Source organism: Pantoea trifolii (assembly GCF_024506435.1).
Lineage (GTDB): Bacteria > Pseudomonadota > Gammaproteobacteria > Enterobacterales > Enterobacteriaceae > Pantoea > Pantoea trifolii.
Genome location: NZ_JANIET010000001.1, coordinates 2327324 through 2348948 on the forward strand (window position 1 = coordinate 2327324; position 21625 = coordinate 2348948).

The 21625-nt window shown below is 54.5% G+C and carries 22 protein-coding genes; 8 read left to right on the forward strand and 14 right to left on the reverse strand.

What is annotated here, in order from left to right; translation table 11 throughout:
* Window positions 1-140 precede the first annotated feature (140 nt).
* The 3 genes from NQH49_RS10820 to copC are packed head-to-tail and all read right to left on the reverse strand — an operon-like array spanning window position 141 to window position 1784.
* Window positions 141-488, reverse strand: a complete 348-nt coding sequence (locus NQH49_RS10820; protein WP_256698413.1) for a YebY family protein — start codon at window positions 486-488, stop codon at window positions 141-143.
* A gap of 33 nt (window positions 489-521) precedes the next feature.
* Window positions 522-1403, reverse strand: coding sequence for a copper homeostasis membrane protein CopD (copD, locus tag NQH49_RS10825; RefSeq protein WP_256696615.1), 882 nt, complete (start codon window positions 1401-1403; stop codon window positions 522-524).
* A gap of 3 nt (window positions 1404-1406) precedes the next feature.
* On the reverse strand, window positions 1407-1784 hold the full coding sequence (copC, locus tag NQH49_RS10830; RefSeq protein WP_256696616.1) for a copper homeostasis periplasmic binding protein CopC: 378 nt from the start codon (window positions 1782-1784) through the stop codon (window positions 1407-1409).
* Between the two features lie 153 nt (window positions 1785-1937).
* Here copC and NQH49_RS10835 point away from each other — a divergent pair, with 153 nt between their 5' ends.
* Together NQH49_RS10835 and exoX are read left to right on the forward strand one after the other, a co-directional pair.
* Window positions 1938-2168 (forward strand): DNA polymerase III subunit theta, encoded by a 231-nt coding sequence (locus tag NQH49_RS10835; protein ID WP_008110458.1) that lies wholly within the window; start codon window positions 1938-1940, stop codon window positions 2166-2168.
* A 3-nt stretch (window positions 2169-2171) separates the two neighbouring features.
* Entirely contained in the window at window positions 2172-2840 is a 669-nt protein-coding gene (exoX, locus tag NQH49_RS10840) for an exodeoxyribonuclease X (RefSeq protein WP_008110459.1), read from the forward strand.
* Here exoX and NQH49_RS10845 read toward each other — a convergent pair.
* Together NQH49_RS10845 and NQH49_RS10850 are read right to left on the reverse strand one after the other, a co-directional pair.
* Complete coding sequence (locus NQH49_RS10845) at window positions 2834-4897, reverse strand: prolyl oligopeptidase family serine peptidase (RefSeq protein WP_256696617.1); 2064 nt, start codon at window positions 4895-4897, stop codon at window positions 2834-2836. The genes exoX and NQH49_RS10845 overlap by 7 nt on opposite strands.
* A gap of 139 nt (window positions 4898-5036) precedes the next feature.
* Window positions 5037-5678: a tellurite resistance TerB family protein gene (locus tag NQH49_RS10850; protein ID WP_137385935.1), complete on the reverse strand. Its 642-nt coding sequence runs from the start codon at window positions 5676-5678 to the stop codon at window positions 5037-5039.
* 161 nt (window positions 5679-5839) lie between these two features.
* Here NQH49_RS10850 and purT point away from each other — a divergent pair, with 161 nt between their 5' ends.
* Window positions 5840-7018 carry a formate-dependent phosphoribosylglycinamide formyltransferase gene (gene purT, locus NQH49_RS10855; protein ID WP_256696618.1) on the forward strand — a complete coding sequence of 393 codons (1179 nt, stop codon included), beginning with the start codon at window positions 5840-5842 and terminating at the stop codon, window positions 7016-7018.
* A gap of 41 nt (window positions 7019-7059) precedes the next feature.
* Here purT and NQH49_RS10860 read toward each other — a convergent pair whose 3' ends face one another.
* The gene (locus NQH49_RS10860; RefSeq protein ID WP_008110463.1) at window positions 7060-7701 is read right to left on the reverse strand and encodes a bifunctional 4-hydroxy-2-oxoglutarate aldolase/2-dehydro-3-deoxy-phosphogluconate aldolase; all 642 of its coding nucleotides are present in this window, start codon (window positions 7699-7701) and stop codon (window positions 7060-7062) included.
* A gap of 187 nt (window positions 7702-7888) precedes the next feature.
* A complete protein-coding gene (gene zwf, locus NQH49_RS10865; RefSeq protein ID WP_036650196.1) occupies window positions 7889-9364 on the reverse strand; it encodes a glucose-6-phosphate dehydrogenase in 1476 nt (491 codons plus the stop codon).
* A 372-nt stretch (window positions 9365-9736) separates the two neighbouring features.
* Here zwf and NQH49_RS10870 point away from each other — a divergent pair, with 372 nt between their 5' ends.
* The 3 genes from NQH49_RS10870 (at window position 9737) to NQH49_RS10880 (ending at window position 13463) form a co-directional block, all read left to right on the forward strand.
* Window positions 9737-10591: a MurR/RpiR family transcriptional regulator gene (locus NQH49_RS10870; protein WP_256696619.1), complete on the forward strand. Its 855-nt coding sequence runs from the start codon at window positions 9737-9739 to the stop codon at window positions 10589-10591.
* A gap of 107 nt (window positions 10592-10698) precedes the next feature.
* Complete coding sequence (gene pyk, locus NQH49_RS10875; RefSeq protein WP_008110470.1) at window positions 10699-12141, forward strand: pyruvate kinase; 1443 nt, start codon at window positions 10699-10701, stop codon at window positions 12139-12141.
* An 86-nt stretch (window positions 12142-12227) separates the two neighbouring features.
* Window positions 12228-13463 carry an MFS transporter gene (locus tag NQH49_RS10880; RefSeq protein WP_256696620.1) on the forward strand — a complete coding sequence of 412 codons (1236 nt, stop codon included), beginning with the start codon at window positions 12228-12230 and terminating at the stop codon, window positions 13461-13463.
* 24 nt (window positions 13464-13487) lie between these two features.
* Here the strand turns inward: NQH49_RS10880 and lpxM are convergent, their stop codons facing one another.
* The 3 genes from lpxM to znuA all read right to left on the reverse strand — a co-directional run bounded on the left by lpxM (window position 13488) and on the right by znuA (window position 16905).
* On the reverse strand, window positions 13488-14465 hold the full coding sequence (gene lpxM / locus NQH49_RS10885; RefSeq protein WP_256696621.1) for a lauroyl-Kdo(2)-lipid IV(A) myristoyltransferase: 978 nt from the start codon (window positions 14463-14465) through the stop codon (window positions 13488-13490).
* A 126-nt stretch (window positions 14466-14591) separates the two neighbouring features.
* Complete coding sequence (mepM, locus tag NQH49_RS10890) at window positions 14592-15920, reverse strand: murein DD-endopeptidase MepM (RefSeq protein ID WP_256696622.1); 1329 nt, start codon at window positions 15918-15920, stop codon at window positions 14592-14594.
* A gap of 13 nt (window positions 15921-15933) precedes the next feature.
* Complete coding sequence (znuA, locus tag NQH49_RS10895; RefSeq protein WP_256696623.1) at window positions 15934-16905, reverse strand: zinc ABC transporter substrate-binding protein ZnuA; 972 nt, start codon at window positions 16903-16905, stop codon at window positions 15934-15936.
* A gap of 77 nt (window positions 16906-16982) precedes the next feature.
* Between znuA and znuC the strand changes: the two genes are divergently transcribed.
* On the forward strand, window positions 16983-17738 hold the full coding sequence (gene znuC / locus NQH49_RS10900; RefSeq protein WP_036650204.1) for a zinc ABC transporter ATP-binding protein ZnuC: 756 nt from the start codon (window positions 16983-16985) through the stop codon (window positions 17736-17738).
* The gene (gene znuB / locus NQH49_RS10905) at window positions 17735-18520 is read left to right on the forward strand and encodes a zinc ABC transporter permease subunit ZnuB (RefSeq protein ID WP_061718584.1); all 786 of its coding nucleotides are present in this window, start codon (window positions 17735-17737) and stop codon (window positions 18518-18520) included. Before znuC ends, znuB begins: the two co-directional genes overlap by 4 nt.
* A gap of 6 nt (window positions 18521-18526) precedes the next feature.
* On the opposite strand, the gene ruvB is transcribed toward znuB, so the two are convergent.
* The 4 genes from ruvB to NQH49_RS10925 form a co-directional block, all read right to left on the reverse strand.
* The gene (ruvB, locus tag NQH49_RS10910; RefSeq protein WP_256696624.1) at window positions 18527-19531 is read right to left on the reverse strand and encodes a Holliday junction branch migration DNA helicase RuvB; all 1005 of its coding nucleotides are present in this window, start codon (window positions 19529-19531) and stop codon (window positions 18527-18529) included.
* Window positions 19532-19539: 8 nt separating this feature from the next.
* Entirely contained in the window at window positions 19540-20154 is a 615-nt protein-coding gene (gene ruvA, locus NQH49_RS10915) for a Holliday junction branch migration protein RuvA (protein WP_007889559.1), read from the reverse strand.
* Window positions 20155-20234: 80 nt separating this feature from the next.
* Window positions 20235-20762, reverse strand: coding sequence for a crossover junction endodeoxyribonuclease RuvC (gene ruvC / locus NQH49_RS10920; protein WP_256696625.1), 528 nt, complete (start codon window positions 20760-20762; stop codon window positions 20235-20237).
* Window positions 20763-20799: 37 nt separating this feature from the next.
* A complete protein-coding gene (locus NQH49_RS10925; protein WP_008110488.1) occupies window positions 20800-21543 on the reverse strand; it encodes a YebC/PmpR family DNA-binding transcriptional regulator in 744 nt (247 codons plus the stop codon).
* Window positions 21544-21625 lie beyond the last annotated feature (82 nt).

Consider the following 21625-nt stretch of genomic DNA (forward strand, 5'->3'; position numbering starts at 1 on the left):
TAAAGGTAGACCAGGATTGAGGGTTTTCCAGCCAATCCACAGGTTTGATACGCAAAGGTGACAACTCTGTGATCGGAGTGACAGAACGAGAAAGCAAGCGTAGCGGCAGAAATGTGCGCTACGCCTGAAAAATGAGGGGATTACTTATCGCACAGTTGCTGAGCGCGATCGTTGATCGGCTGCAGACTCATTTTCTGATCGGGATGGGCTTTATCAACGGCGACGATGGTGTCGATCGATTGCAGCGTGCCCTGCCCGGCAGTTTTGCGCGCTAAGGCTTTATCGTTGAGCGGATACTGCAGCAACGTACCCGGATTAATCGCGAACAGTGCACCGTCTTTCTCGCAGGTCAACATCACCTCTTCGCGGGTGAAGGGCCATTTGTCTTTTCCAATCTCAAAACGGCTGACGGTAATAATCTGTGCCGCCATCGCCTGGCTGCACAGCGCCATCAATACGCAAGCTGGAATCAGTTTCTTCAGCAAAATATCGACCTCATTTCATCTTCTTTAATGACACATTCAGGTCGGTGACAGTGTGGCAAACACGCTCACCAACCCAATAACAATAACGGCCAGCAGCAGCTCAAGCTGCGTCAAGCGAATAAACAGATGCGCTGCATTGCTGGCCGCCAGGCGAAAGCGCGGCACCAGCAGATATCGATTGGTTAACGCGATAGCGATCATCAGCATGACCAGCAGCACCTTCACCACCAGCAGCTCGCTCCACAGCGTAACTTGCCAATTTAGCGGTGAACCGGCAATCAGCAAGCTATTGATCGTGCCCGTCAGCAGCGCTAACGCTACTGCAAGGTGACCGTAACGCGAGAAGCGCATCATGCAGCGTATAGCATCAGTGCGAAAGGCAATCTGCCGTGCTTCACGCATCAGCACTAACAGTGGCAATAATCCGCCCGTCCAGAATGCAGCTGCAATTAAATGCAGCGCGTGATTGCCTTGTTGCAGTAATCCAGGCCAGCCATCGCGCATCGCCGCATGCCCTACGCCGGCTAAAGCCATCAGCTGCAACAGGCCGCTGCATAGCAGCAGATTTTGCCGCAGTGAGCCACGCAGCAGCAGCGCTAACGTGCTCAGCAGTGCGAAGGCAATTTCCCAGCGCCAAACCTGACCGAAGCGCGTGCTGAGCACCGCTTGCCAGGTTACCCTGTCACTGAAATTTCGCCAGTCGCCGCTCATTAAGCCGGTTTGCGTTGCCAGCATCAGCACCGCGCTGAACAAACTCAGCAGCGCGCTGGTACGTAAAATTGAACCTAAACGTTGTGATAGCAGCGGACGATAGCGGCGCGGTGCCAGCAGCGCGGTATAGAAGGCGCTACCAGCGAGCAGCAGCACCGACAAAAAATGCAGCGCTCGCAAGCCAACCCACAACGTGCTCAAACTCATCAATCACTTCACGCTGAAGGTGTAGCTGCCTGTGGTTTTATGCCCATCAACGGACAGCACGTGCCAGTTAACCTGATAATTGCCCGATGGCAGCGGCTGGCTGATCGGCACAATCAACTGATCATGGTGTTTATCGTTGAGTGTGGCTTTCCCGACCGCCACCGGCTGATGTTGAGCATTGAGCACATCTACGCCACTGAATGCCGCTTCAACATCTTCGGTAAAGGTCAGCGTTAAATTCTGCGGGGAGGTTTCCACCACCGCTTTATCGGCGGGGACCGGTGTTTTCAGGTGAGCATGCGCAATGGCAAACTGGCTGAAGGCCAGCGTTGATGACGCCAGAAGTAGCGCGACGATCGAGTTGAACGCAGTTTTCTTCATGACTTCTTCCCTTTTAAATACGGCAAACCACCGTAAACGTGGCAGCAGGATACGCCGCCGACCCAAAGCTGTCGAGACTTGCGGTGCGATCCAATTCCCTTGATCCCAGGGTCCGAAACCATTACTTTTGCCCCTGTTTATCAGGAGAAAAGCATGAGCCAAAACCTTGCCCTGCTCTCGCAGGAAGAGAAAGACAAAGTGAATGTCGATCTGGCCGCCGCAGGCGTTGCATTTAAAGAGCGTTACAATATGCCGGTGATTGCCGAAATGGTGGAACGCGAGCAACCCGAAGCGCTGCGTGACTGGTTTCGTCAGCGCTTAATGAACTATCGCCAGGCCTCGCTTAGCCTGTCGCGCCTGCCTTACGAACCTAAGCAGAAGTAATTTATGTTACGTGTTATTGATACCGAAACCTGCGGCCTGCAGGGCGGCGTGGTGGAAGTGGCGTCGGTAGATGTCATTGATGGTCAGATCGTTAATCCAATGAGCGACTTAATCTGCCCGGATCGCCCCATCAGCCGTCAGGCGATGGCGGTACATCGTATTACCGAAGCGATGGTGGTGGGCAAACCCACCATTGAAGAAGCGATTGGCCGCTACCACGGCAGTCCGCATTACGTGGCGCACAACGCCAGCTTTGATCGCCGCATGTTGCCCACCATGCCCGGCGAATGGATCTGCACCATGACGCTGGCGCGTCAGTTGTGGCCTGGCATTAAATACGGCAATCAGGCGCTGCGTCATAGCCTGAAGCTGGATGTCACACCACCGGCCGAACTGCATGCGCACCGCGCATTGTATGACTGCTACGTCACCGCTGCGCTGCTGATCCGCATTATGGAAACCTCAGGCTGGAACGCCGAGCAAATGGCGAATTTATGCCAGCCCGCGCCGGTGAGCGGCGATGTGTTCCCGTTCGGCAAATATCGCGGTCAGAGCATTGGCAGCATCGCGCGCAAAGATCCCGGCTATCTGCGTTGGGTGCTGGAAAATGTGCGCGATTTGCGCCCACCGTTGCGGCAGGCGCTGCGCAAGTATGTGAAGAGCGATCAGTAATCGACGCGGTCTGGCAGGCTGCCCTGCGCCAGGCCGATCAGGAAAGTGAACTCCTGTGCCACACCTTCATACGCTTTGAAACGACCCGATTTGCCGCCGTGACCAGAATCCATCTCAGTACAGAGTAACAGCAGCGAATCGTTGGTTTTCAGCTCGCGCAGTTTCGCCACCCACTTAGCCGGTTCCCAATACTGCACCTGTGAATCGTGCAGGCCGGTGGTGACCAGCAAATGCGGATAGGCTTTGGCTTCGATGTTGTCATACGGGCTGTATTGACGGATGAGGTGATAGAACTCCGCCTGTTCAGGATTGCCCCACTCATCGTATTCGCCGGTGGTCAGCGGAATCGTTGGATCGAGCATGGTAGTGACCACATCCACAAATGGTACCTGCGCCACCACGCCGTGGAACAGATCTGGTGCCATGTTCACCACTCCGCCCATCAGTAATCCTCCGGCGCTGCCGCCCATCGCGTAGAGCTGCTGACGATTGCCATACCCTTTCGCCACCAGCGCTTCGGTGACATCAATAAAATCAGTGAAGCTGTTGATTTTATTCTTCAGGCGGCCACCGTCATACCATTGCTGGCCGAGTTCGCCGCCGCCGCGCACATGAATAATGGCGTAGACGAAGCCGCGCTCGAGCAAGCTGATGCGGCTGGTGCCAAAGCTGGCATCCATGCTGCTGCCGTAAGCACCGTAACCGTACACCAGCAACGGATTGTTGCCGCGCTGGAAATGCTTGCGGTGATAGACCAGCGAAACCGGTACTTCCGTTCCATCGCGCACCGTAATCCACAGATGCTCGCTTTTATAGTCCTCAGATTTAAATCCCGGCACCGGCGTGCGCTTTAGCACACGGCGATCGCCGGTCTCCATGTTCAGTTCGAACAGGGTGGTTGGCATGGTCATTGAAGAGTAGCCATAACGCAAGGTGTCGCTTTCCGGCGAAGGATTGTAGGCAAGCCAGGTGACATAGGCCGGGTCGTCAAAGGCGATACCGAAGCTTTCGCCGCTCTCCCAGTTAATCTGCCGCAAGGTATTTACGCCGTGCTGCCGCTCTTCCACCACCAACCAATGGCGGAACAGCTGGAAATCTTCCAGCACCACGTTGTCACGCGCCGGGATCAGCGATTGCCAGCGCGCTTCCGCCAGCCACGCGCTGCGATAGAGACCGAAGTTTTTACCGTCGCGATTCGAGCGGATGTAGAACTGATGATTGTAGTGATCGATGCTGTATTCGTGGTCACGGCGACGTGGGCAAAATGTTTGCGGCTGCGCATCCGGATATTCAGCATCGATCAGCAGAATTTCGCTGGTGTTGGTGCTATATAGCGCAATCAGAATGAAGTGCTCGGAGGTGGTTTTGTGCACGCTCACGTGGAAGGAATCATCCTTCTCTTCATACACTAGCTGATCGTCAGATTGCGGATGTCCCAGCTCATGGCGCCAAACCTGATACGCCAGCAGCGTTTTCGGATGCTTACGCACGTAATAGAGCGTACGGGAATCGTTGGCCCAGGCAACGCTGGAGGATGCATTGGTCAGCAGTTCCGGATACCAGCTGCCGCTCTGCAGATTACGGAAGCGAATGCCATATTGACGGCGCGACAGGAAATCTTCCGCTAACGCCATCACCTGATTGTCTGGCGTAATCGCCAGCGCGCCCATGGTGTAAAAATCACTGTGCGCGGCGCGTTGGTTACCATCGAGCAGCAGCTGCCACGGCTCCTCAGCCGGCGCGTCTAGCGGCTGGCGGAAATAGGCGGGATATTCGTTGCCCACTTCATAACGGCTTTGATAGCGATAACCATTTTTCACATAGGGCACCGAGTGATCCTGCGGCGGAATACGGTCGACGATCTCTTTCAGCACCCGTTCCTGCAGCGGGTTCTGCGACGCCATCATGGCGCGGCCATAATCATTTTCGGCATGCAGATGGGCCAGCACTTCTGGATTCTCGCGGTCGTCATCACGCAACCAGTGATAATTGTCGATGCGCGTTTCACCGTGCAGATTCATGGCATGGGGAATTTTTTTCGCGTGTGGCTGATTCATTAGGCTCTTCTCACTGAAGGACAACATTCAGCAAGCGTGGCACTAATCACGCGTGATGCCAAGCTGCACGCAGCATCACTTTGCGCAGGGCAAACCAGACAGGGAAAACGAAGGCTGCAGATGCAACCTTCGTAGGGGATTACGCGGCTTTTTCCGCGTCGATATCACGCTGAATACCGTCGCGCACATCCTGGGGAATTTTCAGCGCATCGCCGAGCGCGGAGAGATAGCTGCGCTCCATAAAGTGGTCGACATCAATGGCGGCACAGCTGAGGAAATAGAGCTCCAGCGCCTCTTCTTCGTTTTTAACATCAGCGGCCAGCCAGTTGGGATCGAGCGGGCGATTCATTGCCTGCTGAATCAACGCTTCGGCTTGCGCGCCGTAGCCCGCCTGCTGAATGTTTTGCTCAATCGCGGCGCGCTCCTGATCGTCAATATGACCGTCACTTTTCGCCGCGAACACCAGCGCCGTGACTAATCGCTCTGCACGTTGATCCATCGGCGTTTGCAGCTGACCAAAGCCCGCATCGTCCTGATGGGTTTCACGTATGCGCTGTTTGTACTTATTCCACAGCAGCGCGCCCGCCGCCGCGCCGCCGCCCAACAACAAGGCTTTGCCGCCATATTTGGTCAGCAGCTTACGCGTGGATTTACTGCCCACCAGCAATCCCGCCAGCCCGCCCAATGCGCCGGGTGCCAGCATGTCACTTAAGCCGCCCGATTTTCCGTCACCGCCCTTCTTCGCCAGCACCGATTGAATTTGCTGTAGCCAATTACTCATCGTTTAACTCCCGTTTAATTTTCCGTTCTCCATGCTGCCGCAGGCTATGTCAGTTAACGTCAGAGCGGGAAAAGTATGGCAAACCTGATCGTGGCGAAAGCGTGAGTACGCAAACGTTTTCGTTTATACTGCGCGCGCATTTTGACTGCTAAGGTGAAATTATGACGACTCTCGGAACCGCGCTGCGCCCTGCCGCTACGCGTGTCATGCTGTTAGGTTCAGGCGAATTAGGCAAAGAAGTGGCACTAGAGTGCCAGCGTCTGGGTGTGGAAGTGATTGCGGTGGATCGTTACGCCGATGCCCCAGCGATGCACATGGCGCATCGCAGCTATGTGATCAACATGCTGGACGGTGACGCGCTGGCCGCATTGATTGCCCAGGAAAAGCCGCACTTCGTGGTGCCTGAAATTGAAGCCATCGCCACCGAAAAACTGCTGGAGCTGGAAGCCCAAGGTCAGAAAGTGGTGCCAACCGCACGCGCCGCACGTCTGACCATGAACCGCGAAGGCATTCGTCGTCTGGCAGCGGAAGAGTTGTCGTTACCGACCTCGACTTACCAGTTTGCTGACAGCAAAGAGAATTTTGTGGCCGCCGCTGAAGCGATTGGATTCCCGTGCATCGTTAAGCCGGTGATGAGCTCATCCGGTAAAGGCCAGAGCTTTATCCGCGAAGCCAGCCAGCTGGACAAAGCCTGGGATTATGCGCAGCAAGGCGGACGTGCCGGTGCGGGCCGCGTGATCGTTGAAGGCGTGGTGAAGTTTGATTTCGAGATCACTTTGCTGACCATCAGCGCGGTGGATGGCATCCACTTCTGCGCGCCGATTGGTCATCGTCAGGAAGATGGCGATTATCGTGAATCATGGCAGCCGCAGCAGATGAGTGAACTGGCGCTGCAACGCGCGCAGGATATCGCCGCCAATGTGGTGAAAGCGCTCGGCGGATACGGCCTGTTTGGCGTGGAGCTGTTCGTCTGTGGTGATGACGTGGTGTTCAGCGAAGTGTCACCGCGTCCGCACGATACCGGTATGGTTACGCTGATTTCGCAGGATCTGTCTGAGTTCGCGCTGCATGTGCGCGCCTTCCTCGGTCTGCCAATTGGCGGTATCCGTCAATACGGCCCTGCGGCGTCGGCAGTGATTGTGCCTGAGCTGAACAGCCAGAACGTGCAATTCGGGAATATCGAAGCGGCGCTGGGTGCCGGGTTGCAGCTGCGCCTGTTTGGTAAGCCGGAGATTGCCGGTCAGCGCCGTTTGGGTGTGGCGTTGGCGACCGGTGAAAACACCGATGACGCTATCGCGCGCGCCGTTGCCAGTGCGGCAGCGGTGAAAGTGGAAGGTTAAGTGTAAGTTGAAAGGTCGCCATGAATGGCGACCCTACCAATTTATGCACGCGCCCCTTCAACCGCTTCACGCGCCAGACGCGTAATACGATCCCAGTCACCGCTTTCCAGCGCATCATTCGGTACCAGCCACGAACCGCCGATACACAGCACGCTTTTCAGCGCCAGATAATCACGATAGTTCGCTGGCGAGATGCCACCGGTTGGGCAGAAACGCACCTGCGGGAACGGACCACCAATCGCTGATAATGCTTTCACGCCACCATTGGCTTCCGCCGGGAAGAATTTGAACTCACGCAGGCCGTAATCCATGCCGGTCATCAGTTCTGAAACCGTGCTGATACCAGGAATCAATGGTACCGGACCTTCAACCGCCGCTTTCAGCAGCGATTCCGTCAATCCTGGGCTGATAACAAACTGCGCACCGGCATCAGTGACTTCTTTCAGTTGCTGCGTGTTGATCACCGTGCCCGCACCAACAATCGCTTCCGGTACTTCTTTAATCATGGCGCGCAGTGCGTCCATCGCCACCGGGGTACGCAGCGTAACTTCCAGCACGCGCACTCCACCCGCAACCAGCGCTTTCGCCATCGGCACGGCGTGTTCCAACTTGTTCACCACGATGACCGGCACGACCGGGCCAGTTTTCAGGATCTGTTCAGCACTTGTTTTCCAGTTCTTCATCACGTTTCCTTAGTTGCATCAGCCCGGCGTTTAGCCACGCTGTCAATAATTGGGGTCTACCATACAAGATCGGCTGGAACGGCGTCCATCGGATATCAAAATTTTTTGAAACTCAGGTTCACTTTTAAGAAAAATGAATTTTGGCCGAAAAAAAGCCCGCACATTAGGCGGGCTCAGCATTAGGTCTTTATTCAAACTCGTTCCAGGAACGGCCATCGCGGGTAATCATCGCGACTGAGGCAACCGGTCCCCACGTTCCCGCCTGATACGGCTTCGGCGCTTCGGCATCGGCATTCCAGGCATCGATGATCGAATCCACCCAACCCCACGCCGCTTCCACTTCATCACGACGCACAAACAGCGCCTGAATACCGCGCATGGTTTCCAGCAGCAGACGCTCGTAAGCATCAGCCAGATGTGACTGGTTAAAGGTTTCGGAGTAACTCAGATCCAGCTTAGTGGTCTGCAGTTTATGCTTGTGGTCGAGTCCCGGCACTTTGTTGAGGATTTCGATATCCACACCTTCGTCCGGCTGCAGACGAATGGTCAACTTGTTCTGCGGCAATTCAGCGTACGAATCTTTAAATAGGTTCATCTCAGGATTCTTGAAGTACACCACCACTTCAGAGCATTTGGTTGGCAAGCGCTTGCCGGTACGCAGATAGAACGGCACGCCAGCCCAACGCCAGTTGTCGATATCCACGCGGATAGCCACGAAGCTTTCAGTGGCGCTCTGCTTGTTCGCGCCCTCTTCTTCCAGATAGCCTGGCACTTTCTTGCCCTGCACAAAGCCGGCGGTGTACTGACCACGCACGGTTTTCTCGCGCACGTTGGTTTGATCAATACGACGCAGTGAGCGCAGCACTTTTACTTTTTCATCACGAATCGCATCCGCGCTCAAATCAGACGGCGGCGACATGGCAATCATGGTAAGGATCTGCAACAGGTGGTTCTGGATCATGTCACGCATCTGGCCGGCTTTGTCGAAGTAACCCCAACGGCCTTCAATGCCCACCTCTTCCGCCACGGTGATCTGCACGTGATCGATGGTGCGATTGTCCCAGTTGTTGACGAAGATGGAGTTGGCAAAACGCAGCGCCAGCAGGTTGAGCACCGTCTCTTTACCCAGATAGTGGTCAATACGGAACACCTGACCTTCTTCAAAGTATTTGCCAACGCTGTCATTGATCTCTTGCGAGGTTTCCAATGAGGTGCCGAGCGGCTTTTCCATCACCACGCGCGCTGGTTTGGCGTTCAGCTTGGCGGCGCCCAAACCGTCACAGATCGCGCCAAAGGTGCTTGGCGGCATGGCGAAGTAGTTGATGGTGACGCGGTTTTTCTGGTCAAGCATTTTGCCCAGTTTGGTGAAATGCGAGGTGTCATTTACGTCGAGGTTACAGAAGTCGAGACGGCTACTGAGTGTGTCCCACAGCGCTTCATCGATCTTCTCTTTCATGAAGGTTTCCAGCGCTTCACGTACCACTTTGGTGTACGCGGCTTTGTCCCAATCCGCGCGACCCACGCCAATAATGCGAGTGGTTTCATGAATCTGACCGGCTTTTTCCAACTGATACAGTGATGGCAACAGTTTACGGCGCGCTAAATCGCCTTTGGCACCGAAAATCACCAGATCGCATGCCTGGGCTGTTTGTGTAACCGCCATTTTCCTCTCCTCGTTGCAGGATATACCCGGTTTGAGCGTTCTCATCACGCCGGGTCCTTATTGTAATTTTCTTACAGCACAATGTACGTTTTTCGCCGGTTCAGGACAACCCGAACACCGCGTTTTGCTGGCGTTAACTGTGAACGTAATAAAGGTGTTAAGTGTGTTGTAGCGTGCCATTTGAGCACATTTTCTGTTTCGATATTTGTCGTGGCAAAACACGTCAGCGATCAAAGTATCGCAAAAAATTCGCGTTTACATTTGTCCTCCGCTGCGTGCGAGGGGCTATTACACGGTATATTCTTAGGAATTGGCAGCGATTTCATTGATTGATGAACGCGGAAAAGTGATTGACGCTCATTAGGTTAAACCATGCTGGAACAAATTCAGGCGCAACTCGATGCGTTAAGTAAATCAGAACGTAAAGTCGCAGAACAAATTCTCGCTGCGCCGCAGCAGGCGATGCACTCCAGCATCGCCACGCTGGCACGCGCCGCTGACGTCAGCGAACCGACGGTGAATCGCTTCTGCCATCGTATGGGGTCGCGCGGCTTTCCTGACTTCAAATTGCAGCTCGCACAGAGCCTGGTGAAAAGCCCGAACTGGGTGAGCCGCGATGTGGAAGAAAATGACAGTGTGGAAAGTTATAGCCACAAAATTTTTGATTCCGCATTAGCGGGCCTCAGCCGCGTTCGCCAGCAACTCGATTCTCAGGTCATTCGTCAGGCTGTTCAGGCCTTATCAAACGCCCATAAAATTGCCTTCTTTGGCCTTGGCGCTTCCGCCGTTGTCGCGCATGACGCCACCAATAAATTTTTGCGTTTTAATCTGCCGGTCATCTGGTCAGAGGATATTGTGATCCAGCGCATGAGTTGCATAAATAGTGGTCCAAATGATGTGTTTGTTCTCATCTCGCATACTGGTCGCACCAAAAATATGGTAGAACTGGCTCGCCTGGCGCGTGTAAACGCTTCCACTGTGCTGGCTATCACTTCTCCGGGTTCCCCGCTGGCGGCAGAAGCCACACTGGCTTTGACGCTCGACGTGCCCGAAGATACCGATATCTACCTGCCAATGGTTTCCCGCCTCGCACAATTAACCGTGATTGATGTTCTGGCGACAGGGTTTACCCTTGAGCGCGGCGCCGCTTTCCGTGAAAATTTGAAACGGGTGAAAGAAGCGCTGAAAGATTCACGCCTGGAGAAACAGGCGCAGGAAAATAATTAACATCACATTCACAATGTGAGTCGAATCACAGCCCATCGATCATATAGAATAGATGAACACTACGTGTCACTTGAGAGCGACACGATACTTTGCTAACGGAGTCCTTCATGTCCAGACGTCTCAGAAGAACCAAGATCGTTACAACCCTCGGTCCAGCCACCGATCGCGACAACAACCTCGAAAAAATCATCGCGGCGGGTGCTAACGTTGTACGACTCAACTTCTCCCACGGCACACCGGAAGATCATCAGCAGCGCGCCAATAAAGTCCGTGAAATCGCGGCGAAACTGGGCCGTCATGTGGCGATCCTTGGCGACCTGCAAGGTCCAAAAATTCGCGTCTCCACCTTCAAAGAAGGCAAAGTGTTCCTTAACGTCGGCGATCGTTTCCTGCTGGATGCCGACTTAAGTAAAGGCGAAGGCGACAAAGAAAAAGTCGGTATCGATTACAAAGGCTTGCCAGAAGATGTGGTGCCAGGCGACATCCTGCTGCTGGACGACGGTCGCGTACAGCTGAAAGTGTTGGAAGTTCAGGGCGTAAAAGTGTTCACCGAAGTTACCGTCGGCGGCCCGCTGTCTAACAATAAAGGTATTAATAAACTCGGCGGCGGCCTCTCTGCCGACGCGCTGACCGAAAAAGATAAGGTTGATATCGTTACCGCCGCGAAAATCGGCGTGGATTATCTGGCCGTCTCCTTCCCACGTAACGGCGAAGATATGAATTACGCCCGCCGTCTGGCGCGCGACGCCGGTTGCGATGCCAAACTGGTGGCGAAAGTGGAACGTGCTGAAGCCGTTGCCTCACAGGAAGCGATGGATGACATCATCCTCGCCTCTGACGTGGTGATGGTTGCGCGCGGCGATTTGGGTGTCGAGATTGGCGATCCTGAACTGGTGGGTATTCAGAAAGCGTTGATCCGTCGCGCGCGCCAGCTGAACCGCACCATCATCACTGCAACGCAGATGATGGAATCGATGATCACCAATCCAATGCCAACGCGTGCCGAAGTGATGGACGTGGCGAACGCCGTTCTGGATGGTACCGATGCAGTGATGCTGTCGGCGGAAACGGCTGCAGGCCAATACCCGGCTGAAACCGTATCAGCAATGGCAAAAGTGTGCCTCGGCGCAGAGAAAATCCCGAGCGTTAACGTTTCTAAGCACCGTCTGGAAGTGCAGTTCGATAACGTTGAAGAAGCGATTGCCATGTCGGCGATGTATGCTGCCAACCATCTGCAAGGGGTTTCAGCCATCATCACCATGACTGAATCGGGCCGTACCGCGCTGATGACTTCACGTATCACTTCCGGTTTGCCGATCTTCGCCATGTCACGTCATGAACGTACGCTGAACCTGACCGCGCTGTATCGTGGCGTTACGCCTGTGTTCTTCGACAGCAATAATGATGGTGTTGCCGCCGCACACGATGCAGTAAACCTGCTGCGCGAAAAAGGTTTCCTGGTTTCAGGCGACCTGGTGATTGTTACCCAGGGCGATGTGATGTCGACCACGGGCACCACCAATACCAGCCGTGTACTGCGCGTAGATTAATACGCACCACCCACAGCGGCTGTAACAACATGGACAAACGCGACTGCCTGGCAGTCGCGTTTTTATTTTTTTGACAAGGAGGCCAGATGGCCCGCTATCAACCTATTACTCAACTCACCGGGCGCGTGCTGCTGTTTCCACTCGCGCTGGTATTGTTTGAGTTCGCCACTTATATCGCGCATGACATGATTCAGCCCGGCATGCTGCTGGTAACGTCGGAATTCAGCGTCGGCCCGGAATGGGTATCTACCTCGCTAACCGCGTATCTGATGGGTGGCGTGGTGCTGCAATGGCTGCTTGGTCCGCTCTCGGACAAATATGGCCGCCGTCCAGTATTGCTGTTTGGCATTCTGTTCTTTGCCGCCGCCTGTATTCTGACGACGTGGGTCAGCAGTATTGAAGAGTTTGTCGCGCTGCGTTTTGTGCAGGGCATTAGCCTGTGCTTTATTGGCGCAGTCAGCTATGCGGCGGTGCAGGAAGCCTTTGACGAAGCGCTGGCGGTGCGCATGATGGCGCTGATGGCCAACGTCGCGCTACTGGCACCGTTAGCCGGCCCGCTGGCCGGTGCGGCATGGCTTACCGTAGGCGAATGGCGCAGCATGTTCTGGCTGTTTGCGATTTGCAGCGTGATTGCGTTTGCCCTGCTGTGGCGCGTAATGCCGGAAACGGCAGGCGATCGCAGTCACTCTATCGCCCTGCCAACGCTGGCGCGCGGCTATGCCCGTTTGGCGCGCGATCGTCAGGTGATGTACGGATCCTTTGCGATTGGTTTGGTGTTTATCCCGATCCTGACATGGGTGGCGCTGTCGCCCGTGATTCTGATGCACGATGAAGGCTTGTCGCGCATGCAATATGCGCTGCTGCAGTTGCCGGTATTTCTGGCGATGATTGCAGGCAATATCACGCTCGGAAAACTGGCGGGACGCGTGCCGATTGAGCAGCCAGTGAAATTTGCTGCGTGGCCAATCCTGATTGGTTTAAGCATTTCGCTGCTGGCGAACTTGCTTAATAGTCACACCTATCTGCTGCTGACTGCCGGTTTAAGTCTGTACGCTTTCGGCGCGGGCATGGTGAATGCCGGTCTGTACCGTCTGACGCTTTATTCTAGCAACGAAGGCAAAGGCAGCGTGGCGGCGATGCTCGGCATGATCAGCATTCTGACCTTAGCAGTCGGGATTGAGCTGGCGAAAAGCGGCTACTTCAGCGGCGGCACACCGTGGTTTAGCGGGATTAACTTCGCCGCTGGCGTGCTGTGGTTTGGGCTGGTGACGCTGTTCCTGCGTGAACGTAGGCGCCGTAGTCATGTGGCAGCAATAGAATGACAAAGGGGCCAAACGGCCCCTTAATTATTTTTTACGTGGATAAAGATCTTTGCGCGCGTAAGGTTCAATATCACCTTCCTTACGCGTTTTTAGCAGCTTCAAAATCCAGGTGTACTGTTCTGGATGTGGGCGCACAAACACCTCTACTTCTTCATTCATGCGGCGCGCCAACGTATTGTCATCGGCATCCAGTAAGTCATCCATAGGCGGACGCACATAGATTTCCAGACGATGGGTTTCGCTGTTATACACCGGGAACAGCGGCACCACCCGTGCACGGCACACTTTCATCAAGCGGCCGACTGCCGGCAACGTTGCTTTATAAGTGGCAAAGAAATCCACAAACTCGCTGTGCTCCGGGCCGTGATCCTGGTCCGGCAGATAATAGCCGTAATAACCCTGACGCACCGATGCGATAAACGGCTTAATGCCGTCATTACGCGCATGCATGCGGCCGCCAAAACGGCGTCGTACGGTATTCCACAAATAATCCATTAACGGATCACTTTGATTGTGGAACATCGCCGCCATCATCTGGCCTTCAGACGCCAGCAGCATCGCCGGAATATCCACGCCCCAACCATGCGGCACAAGGAAAATAACGTTCTCTTTGTTTGCCCGCAGTTGCTCGATGATGTCCCGGCCGTGCCAGTCAACGCGCTTACGCACATGTTCGGGATTGCGTAATCCGAGTTCAACCATCATCGCCATCGCCTGCGGTGCGGTGGCAAACATACGATCAGCAATCTCTTCGCGCTGCGCTTCGCTCAATTCCGGCAGGCAATAATAGAGATTGATCAACGCACGGCGGCGCGCACTTTTCGCCAGTTTACCGGCGAACTTGCCCAATCCGCCCAGAATCGGATCGCGCACTTTGGCCGGAAGTAATGCCATGCCGGCCAGCGCACCAATCGCCAACCAACTTCCCCAGTATTTAGGCATTAAAAAAGAACGTTGAAAAACGGGAATAAACTCACTGTTATTTTTCTTTCGGGTTTCCATGCACTCGCCTCTGACAATGACCGGTCAATAATAGTGACGATGGTTAATTTTGCAATCTTCATGCGCCAGATAGCAAAAAACCGACGAGGAATCCGTCGGTTTTTTAGTGTTACGCGCAATAATGCGTTATTTCAACGTCAACTGCGGCAACCAGGTTTTGACTTGCGCCATGTAAGTGCTGCGATCTTTACCCGTCAGCCCTTCCATGCGCGGCAGTTTTGCCGTCAATGGATTCACTGCCTGATTGTTGATCCATACTTCATAGTGCAGATGCGGGCCGGTTGAACGTCCGGTGTTACCCGAAAGCGCAATACGATCGCCGCGTTTCACTTTTTGTCCTGGTTTCACCAGCGCTTTACTCAAGTGCATATAACGCGTCATGTACTGACGACCGTGACGAATTGCCACGTAATTTCCGGCAGCACCGCCGTTTTTCGCCATCACCACTTCACCATCACCCACGGCTAACACGGGCGTACCAATCGGCAGCGCGAAGTCGACACCTTTATGCGGTGCAATGCGTCCGGTTACTGGGTTAAGGCGACGCGGATTGAAGTTAGAAGAAACACGATACTGCTTAACCGTTGGGAAACGCATAAAGCCACGCGCTAAACCTGATGCGTTGCGATCGTAGAACTTACCGTCTTCCGCGCGGAAAGCGTAATAATCTTTGCCGCCGGTGCGTAAACGCACGCCCAGAAGTTGACTTTGAGCACTTTTGCCATCGAGCATTTCACGTGACATCAATACACTGAAATCATCACCGGCCCGCAGTTTGCGGAAGTCCATTTGCCACTGCATCGCTTTAATGACGTTGCTGGTTTCTGCGCTGGTCAAACCCGCACGTTGCGCGCTGGCGGCAAAGCTACCGCGCACTTCACCTTTCAAGACGCTGTTACGCCACTCACCCTTTTGCAGCTCCTGCTGCATCTTAAAGCTGCCGTTGTCGGCGCGCTGATAAGTACGGGTTTCACGACGATCGATTTCCCAGCTGAAGGTTTGCAGTTGACCATCGGCATCCAGCGTCCAGCTAAGCTGCTGACCAACGCGCATGTTACGCAAATCTTTATCGCTGTTGACCAGTGCATTGATGTCGCCCATCTCAATACCGTATTGATTTAACGCGCTGCTCAGCGTATCGCCTGAAGAGACGGTGTAATCATGTACGTTGGGATTGTCCGGAACGTCTTTATCGATGTCGTCAGCAGGAATATCGTCGGCTGGCTCTTCCGTCGTCTGGTCAATCGGCTCGCTGGCTTCGGGCAACAGCGTACGCAGTTCGTCTTTATCCAACGCGATGGTTTTCACGATGGGCGCAACATCACGCGGATGGTAAACGTAAGGCCGCCATACGGCGACGGCCAACGTAACAACGGTTAATGAACCCAGCATAACGCGGTGGGGGCGCGGCAAATTATTAAATGCGAGGGCGACAGAGCGGGCTATCTGCTGCACTTTTACCTATTCCTCATGCTCCATTCAGGCAGCTCGCATACTGGCTCGACAACTGTGAAAGGAATTTCACGTAGCTGTCTTTGGATAAGCTGATGTCCATTCCCAATGGATCTAACGTGCCTTTACGCACGGAAGTTCCACGGGACACGGCATCGATGACGGCCGGTCTGAATTGTGGTTCAGCGAAAACGCAAACGGCTTTCTGCTCAACCAACTGTGTTCGTATTTGATGTAAACGCTGGGCGCCCGGCTGGATCTCAGGATTGACGGTAAAATGACCTAAAGGCGACAAACCGTAATGTTTTTCAAAGTAGCTGTAAGCGTCGTGAAAAACGAAATAACCCTTGTTCCGCACAGGCGCGAGTTGCGCGCCGATGTGTTTGTCTGCATCGGCTAATTCTGCCTTAAATTCCTGCAGATTAGCGTCAAGTTTGGCTTTGCTTTGCGGCATAAGTTCCAATAATTTTCCATGGATTGCAACCGCAGTTTGTAAGGCCATGTCAGGAGACATCCACAGGTGCATATTAAACTGTCCGTGGTGATGATGCGCATGAGACACGTCCTGGTGTTCGGAGTTTTCTGAGTCATGATCGTGATCGTGACCGTGCTCATGTTCATCATCGTCATCGTCGCCGCTAATCAAAAGCGGTTTTATACCCGGCAAAGCGGCAATTTCGAGGTTTTTATTGGCGGGTAATTCGGCTGCGGACTTCGTTAGAAAGGCTTCCATTTCTGGCCCGGTCCATACAACTAAGTCTGCGTTTTTAATACGTTTTACATCGGAAGGACGTAAGGCATAATCATGCTCTGATGCGCCATCAGGCAGCAATACTTCAACCGGCGTAATGCCATCTGCGATAGCCGCTGCGATAAATCCGAGAGGTTTGATTGAAGCGACAACTGCAGAGTGCGCGGGTAACGCGCTTGTGGCAGCAATTGCCGCAGCAGTAAGGGTGAAAATAAGGCGCTTTTTATTGTGTAACATAATACGTCATTCCATCGTGACCCGTTGATGGAATGTGATATTATAACATTCGAAATTCAATGCAACCCGTAAATAACATGCCGCCACTTGTTACCCTTGAAAACATTTCTGTGAAATTCTCCCAGCGTCCAGTGCTTGCAGGCATTAGCCTTACACTTGAGCCGGGAAAAATTCTCACGCTGCTCGGCCCGAATGGCGCCGGCAAATCCACGCTGGTGCGCGCGGTGCTGGGGCTGCTCAAACCCACCAGCGGCAGCGTCAAGCGTGCCACTGATTTGCGTATCGGTTATGTGCCGCAAAAACTGCACATTGACCCGACATTACCGATCACCGTAGAACGCTTTATGCGTTTGTCCCGTGGCACCAAACGCGATGCCATTTTGCCGGCGCTGAAGCGCGTTCAGGCTGGACATCTGCTGCACGCGACGCTGCAAAAACTCTCCGGCGGTGAAACCCAGCGAGTGCTGCTGGCGCGCGCATTGCTTAATGAGCCGCAGTTGCTAGTACTCGATGAACCAACTCAAGGCGTTGACGTCAACGGCCAGGTTGCGCTGTACGATTTGATCGATCAATTGCGCCGCGAACTGAACTGTGGCGTGCTGATGGTTTCACACGACCTGCATCTGGTGATGGCGAAAACCGACGAAGTGTTGTGTCTCAACCATCACATCTGCTGTTCCGGCACGCCAGAAGCGGTGTCACAACATCCCGAATTTATTGCGATGTTTGGCCCACGCGGCGCGCAGCAGTTGGCGATTTATCGTCATCATCATAATCACCGTCACGATTTACAGGGACGCATTGTTCTGCGCAAAGGAAATGGCCCGTCATGATTGAACTGTTATTACCTGGCTGGCTTGGCGGCGTTTTGCTGGCGCTGGCAGCCGGTCCACTTGGCTCGTTTGTGGTTTGGCGCCGTATGTCCTACTTTGGCGATACGCTTGCGCATGCATCCTTGCTGGGTGTGGCGTTTGGTTTGCTGCTTAACGTGAATCCCTACTATGCGGTGATTTTGGTGACCGTGTGTCTGGCATTGGGATTGGTGTGGCTGGAGCGTCGCCCGCATCTGGCCATCGACACTCTGCTCGGTATTATGGCGCACAGCGCGCTGTCGTTGGGTCTAGTGGTTGTCAGTCTGATGCAAGGCGTGCGTGTTGACCTGATGGCTTATCTGTTTGGCGATCTGCTGGCGGTGACGCCCGATGACTTATGGATGATGGGCGGCGGCGTGGCGATTGTACTGGCGGTGATGGCGTGGCAGTGGAATTCACTGTTGTCGATGACCATCAGCCCGGAGCTGGCGCAGGTCGATGGCGTCAACATTCAGCGCACGCGTTTGATGCTGATGCTGGTGACGGCATTAACCATCGGCGTGGCAATGAAGTTTGTGGGTGCCTTGATCATTACATCGCTGCTGATTATCCCGGCGGCGACGGCACGTCGCTTCTCGCGCTCACCGGAACAGATGGCCGGTTTTGCGGTGATTGCCGGTATTATCGCGGTGACCGGCGGACTCACCTTCTCCGCCACCTATGATACGCCAGCCGGTCCTTCGGTGGTGTTATGCGCCGCGGTGTTGTTCATCATCAGCATGGCAAAAAAACCGGCGGCATAACGCCGGTTACTCTTCGCGACTGATGCTAAAGTGTTTATAAGCATGCTGCGTTGCCATTCGGCCGCGTGGCGTGCGTTGAATGAATCCTTGCTGGATCAGGAAGGGTTCAATCACATCTTCGATAGTTTCCCGCTCTTCGCCGATTGCCGCAGCCAGATTATCTAAGCCAACCGGACCACCCGAGAACTTATCGATAATCGCCAGCAGCAATTTGCGATCCATGTAATCAAAACCCTGGCTGTCGACGTTAAGCATATCCAGCGCGCTGGCTGACACTTCGCCGCTCAGATTGCCGTTGGCACGCACTTCCGCAAAGTCACGCACGCGGCGCAGCAGGCGGTTTGCGATACGCGGCGTACCGCGCGCACGACGTGCAATCTCTAACGCGCCCTCTTCACTCAACGCCAGGCCAAGACAGGCCGCGCTACGGCCAACGATGTGCTGCAGATCGGGGACGTTGTAGAACTCAAGGCGCTGCACGATGCCGAAGCGGTCACGCAGTGGCGAGGTTAAAGAACCGGCGCGCGTGGTGGCGCCAATCAGGGTAAACGGCGGCAGATCGAGCTTAATCGAACGCGCCGCGGGACCTTCACCGATCATGATATCCAATTGATAATCTTCCATCGCCGGATACAGCACTTCTTCAACCACCGGCGACAGGCGATGGATCTCATCGATAAACAGCACATCATGCGGCTCAAGATTGGTAAGCATCGCCGCCAGATCGCCGGCTTTTTCCAGCACCGGTCCGGAGGTCGTGCGCAGATTGACGCCCATTTCATTGGCGACAATATTAGCCAGCGTGGTTTTACCCAATCCCGGCGGGCCGAAAATCAGCAGATGATCGAGGGCATCGCCACGCAGTTTCGCCGCCTGGATGAAAATCTCCATCTGCTCGCGCACCTGCGGCTGACCAACATATTCTGTCAGCAGCTTGGGACGAATGGCACGATCGAGCGTTTCTTCTTCGTTAAAGGAACTGCCCGAGACCAGGCGATCGGCTTCAATCATGCTTTACCTCAAATAGCTGCGCGCAGGGCTTCACGAATCAGGGTTTCGCAATCTGCATCCGGTTTACCGACTTTGCTGATCATCCGGCTGGCTTCCTGCGGTTTATAGCCGAGAGCCACCAGCGCTGAAACCGCTTCGGCTTCAGCATCGTTATTGTCTTGTGCGGCGGAAGGCGTGGTCAACGTAAAGGTTGAATCACCACCAAACAGATCGCCGTGCATGCCGATAAAGCGATCTTTCATCTCCACAATCAAACGCTCGGCGGTTTTTTTACCCACGCCCGGCAGTTTGATCAGAGAGGCAATCTCTTGTCGCTCAACGGCAGTCACAAATTGCTGCGCTGACATTCCCGACAAAATCGCCAGCGCCAGTTTAGGCCCAACGCCATTCACCTTGACCAGCTCGCGGAACAGCGTGCGTTCCTGCTTGTTGTTAAAACCGAACAGCAGCTGCGCATCTTCACGCACTACGAACTGAGTGAAGATGATCGCTTCCTGATTGATCTCCGGCAGCTCGTAAAAGCAGGTCATTGGCATGTGCACTTCATAACCGACACCATGCGCCTCAATCAACACCAGCGGCGGCTGTTTTTCCAGAATGTTGCCTCGTAAACGACCAATCACCTGAGCAGTTCCTTAATCTGTAAGTAAGCCTGAGTTTATAGCATAAAAAAGGCTGGATGAATATCCAGCCTTGGCGTTTGCTAACCCGATCGCATGCGCCCGCGCGTCATCACCAATTTGGTGTCACTCATGCGCACCGCATTTTGGCTCATATGGCAATGCGTGATGGCGATGGCCAGCGCATCGGCGGCATCCGCTTGCGGATTGGCTGGCAGTTTCAGCAAGGTTCGCACCATATGCTGTACCTGACTTTTCTCTGCGCCGCCGGTGCCGGTGACGGTTTGCTTCACCTGACGCGCCGCATATTCAAACACCGGCAAATCATGATTCACCGCCGCGACAATCGCTGCACCGCGCGCCTGGCCCAGCTTGAGCGCTGAGTCCGCATTCTTCGCCATAAACACCTGCTCGATGGCGAAATAGTCGGGTGAGAACTGCGTGATGATTTCGCTAACGCCTGCGTAGATCAGTTTGAGGCGCGTCGGCAAATCGGTGACGCTGGTGCGGATACAGCCGCTGCCCAGATAGGTAAGCTGGCGGCCGGTTTGGCGGATAACACCGTAACCGGTGACGCGCGAGCCGGGATCGATCCCGAGAATTATCGCCACAGCGCGTCTCCGGTGAGTGGGGTTTTAAGCAACGCCATTACAGCGTTTCTGCGATCTCATCAGAGATTTCACCGTTATGGTAAACTTCCTGCACGTCGTCACAGTCTTCCAGCATGTCGATCAGGCGCAGCAGTTTCGGCGCAGTTTCGGCATCCATTTCGGCTTTGGTGGAAGGGATCATCGAGACTTCAGCCGAGTCCGCTTTCAGACCGCCCGCTTCCAGCGCATCACGCACTGCACCCATCTCTTCCCATGCGGTGAAGACATCAATCGCGCCGTCGTCATAGGCCACAACGTCTTCTGCACCGGCTTCCAGCGCCGCTTCCATCACTGCATCTTCGTCCTGACCTGGCGCGAAGGAGATAACACCCTTCTTACTGAACAGGTAAGCAACAGAACCGTCAGTACCGAGGTTGCCACCGGTTTTGGTGAAGGCATGACGCACTTCACCCACGGTACGGTTACGGTTGTCGCTCAGGCACTCAATCATTACCGCTGAGCCGCCCGGACCGTAACCTTCATAAATGATGGTTTCCATGTTGGAATCATCTTCACCGCCCACGCCGCGTGCGATAGCACGGTTCATGGTGTCGCGCGTCATGTTGTTAGACAGCGCTTTGTCCATCGCTGCGCGCAGACGTGGGTTAGAACCCGCATCGCCACCGCCCAGCTTCGCGGCGGTGACCAGCTCGCGAATGATTTTGGTGAAGATTTTACCGCGCTTAGCGTCCTGAGCAGCCTTGCGGTGCTTGGTGTTCGCCCATTTACTGTGTCCAGCCATCTTACATTATCTCCGATCTTTTACTGGGTGCAGGCTATCTTACTTGCGATCTTGTCCCCCGGCAGTGCTCGCAATCCTCACG

What these genes read in the sequence shown, in the direction of transcription:
- copD (WP_256696615.1), bottom strand. Translation starts at nt 1,403, where the DNA reads ATGAGTTTGAGCACGTTGTGGGTTGGCTTGCGAGCGCTGCATTTTTTG.
- copC (WP_256696616.1), bottom strand. Translation starts at nt 1,784, where the DNA reads ATGAAGAAAACTGCGTTCAACTCGATCGTCGCGCTACTTCTGGCGTCA.
- NQH49_RS10835 (WP_008110458.1), top strand. Translation starts at nt 1,938, where the DNA reads ATGAGCCAAAACCTTGCCCTGCTCTCGCAGGAAGAGAAAGACAAAGTG.
- exoX (WP_008110459.1), top strand. Translation starts at nt 2,172, where the DNA reads ATGTTACGTGTTATTGATACCGAAACCTGCGGCCTGCAGGGCGGCGTG.
- NQH49_RS10845 (WP_256696617.1), bottom strand. Translation starts at nt 4,897, where the DNA reads ATGAATCAGCCACACGCGAAAAAAATTCCCCATGCCATGAATCTGCAC.
- NQH49_RS10850 (WP_137385935.1), bottom strand. Translation starts at nt 5,678, where the DNA reads ATGAGTAATTGGCTACAGCAAATTCAATCGGTGCTGGCGAAGAAGGGC.
- purT (WP_256696618.1), top strand. Translation starts at nt 5,840, where the DNA reads ATGACGACTCTCGGAACCGCGCTGCGCCCTGCCGCTACGCGTGTCATG.
- NQH49_RS10860 (WP_008110463.1), bottom strand. Translation starts at nt 7,701, where the DNA reads ATGAAGAACTGGAAAACAAGTGCTGAACAGATCCTGAAAACTGGCCCG.
- zwf (WP_036650196.1), bottom strand. Translation starts at nt 9,364, where the DNA reads ATGGCGGTTACACAAACAGCCCAGGCATGCGATCTGGTGATTTTCGGT.
- NQH49_RS10870 (WP_256696619.1), top strand. Translation starts at nt 9,737, where the DNA reads ATGCTGGAACAAATTCAGGCGCAACTCGATGCGTTAAGTAAATCAGAA.
- pyk (WP_008110470.1), top strand. Translation starts at nt 10,699, where the DNA reads ATGTCCAGACGTCTCAGAAGAACCAAGATCGTTACAACCCTCGGTCCA.
- NQH49_RS10880 (WP_256696620.1), top strand. Translation starts at nt 12,228, where the DNA reads ATGGCCCGCTATCAACCTATTACTCAACTCACCGGGCGCGTGCTGCTG.
- lpxM (WP_256696621.1), bottom strand. Translation starts at nt 14,465, where the DNA reads ATGGAAACCCGAAAGAAAAATAACAGTGAGTTTATTCCCGTTTTTCAA.
- znuA (WP_256696623.1), bottom strand. Translation starts at nt 16,905, where the DNA reads ATGTTACACAATAAAAAGCGCCTTATTTTCACCCTTACTGCTGCGGCA.
- znuC (WP_036650204.1), top strand. Translation starts at nt 16,983, where the DNA reads ATGCCGCCACTTGTTACCCTTGAAAACATTTCTGTGAAATTCTCCCAG.
- znuB (WP_061718584.1), top strand. Translation starts at nt 17,735, where the DNA reads ATGATTGAACTGTTATTACCTGGCTGGCTTGGCGGCGTTTTGCTGGCG.
- ruvB (WP_256696624.1), bottom strand. Translation starts at nt 19,531, where the DNA reads ATGATTGAAGCCGATCGCCTGGTCTCGGGCAGTTCCTTTAACGAAGAA.
- NQH49_RS10925 (WP_008110488.1), bottom strand. Translation starts at nt 21,543, where the DNA reads ATGGCTGGACACAGTAAATGGGCGAACACCAAGCACCGCAAGGCTGCT.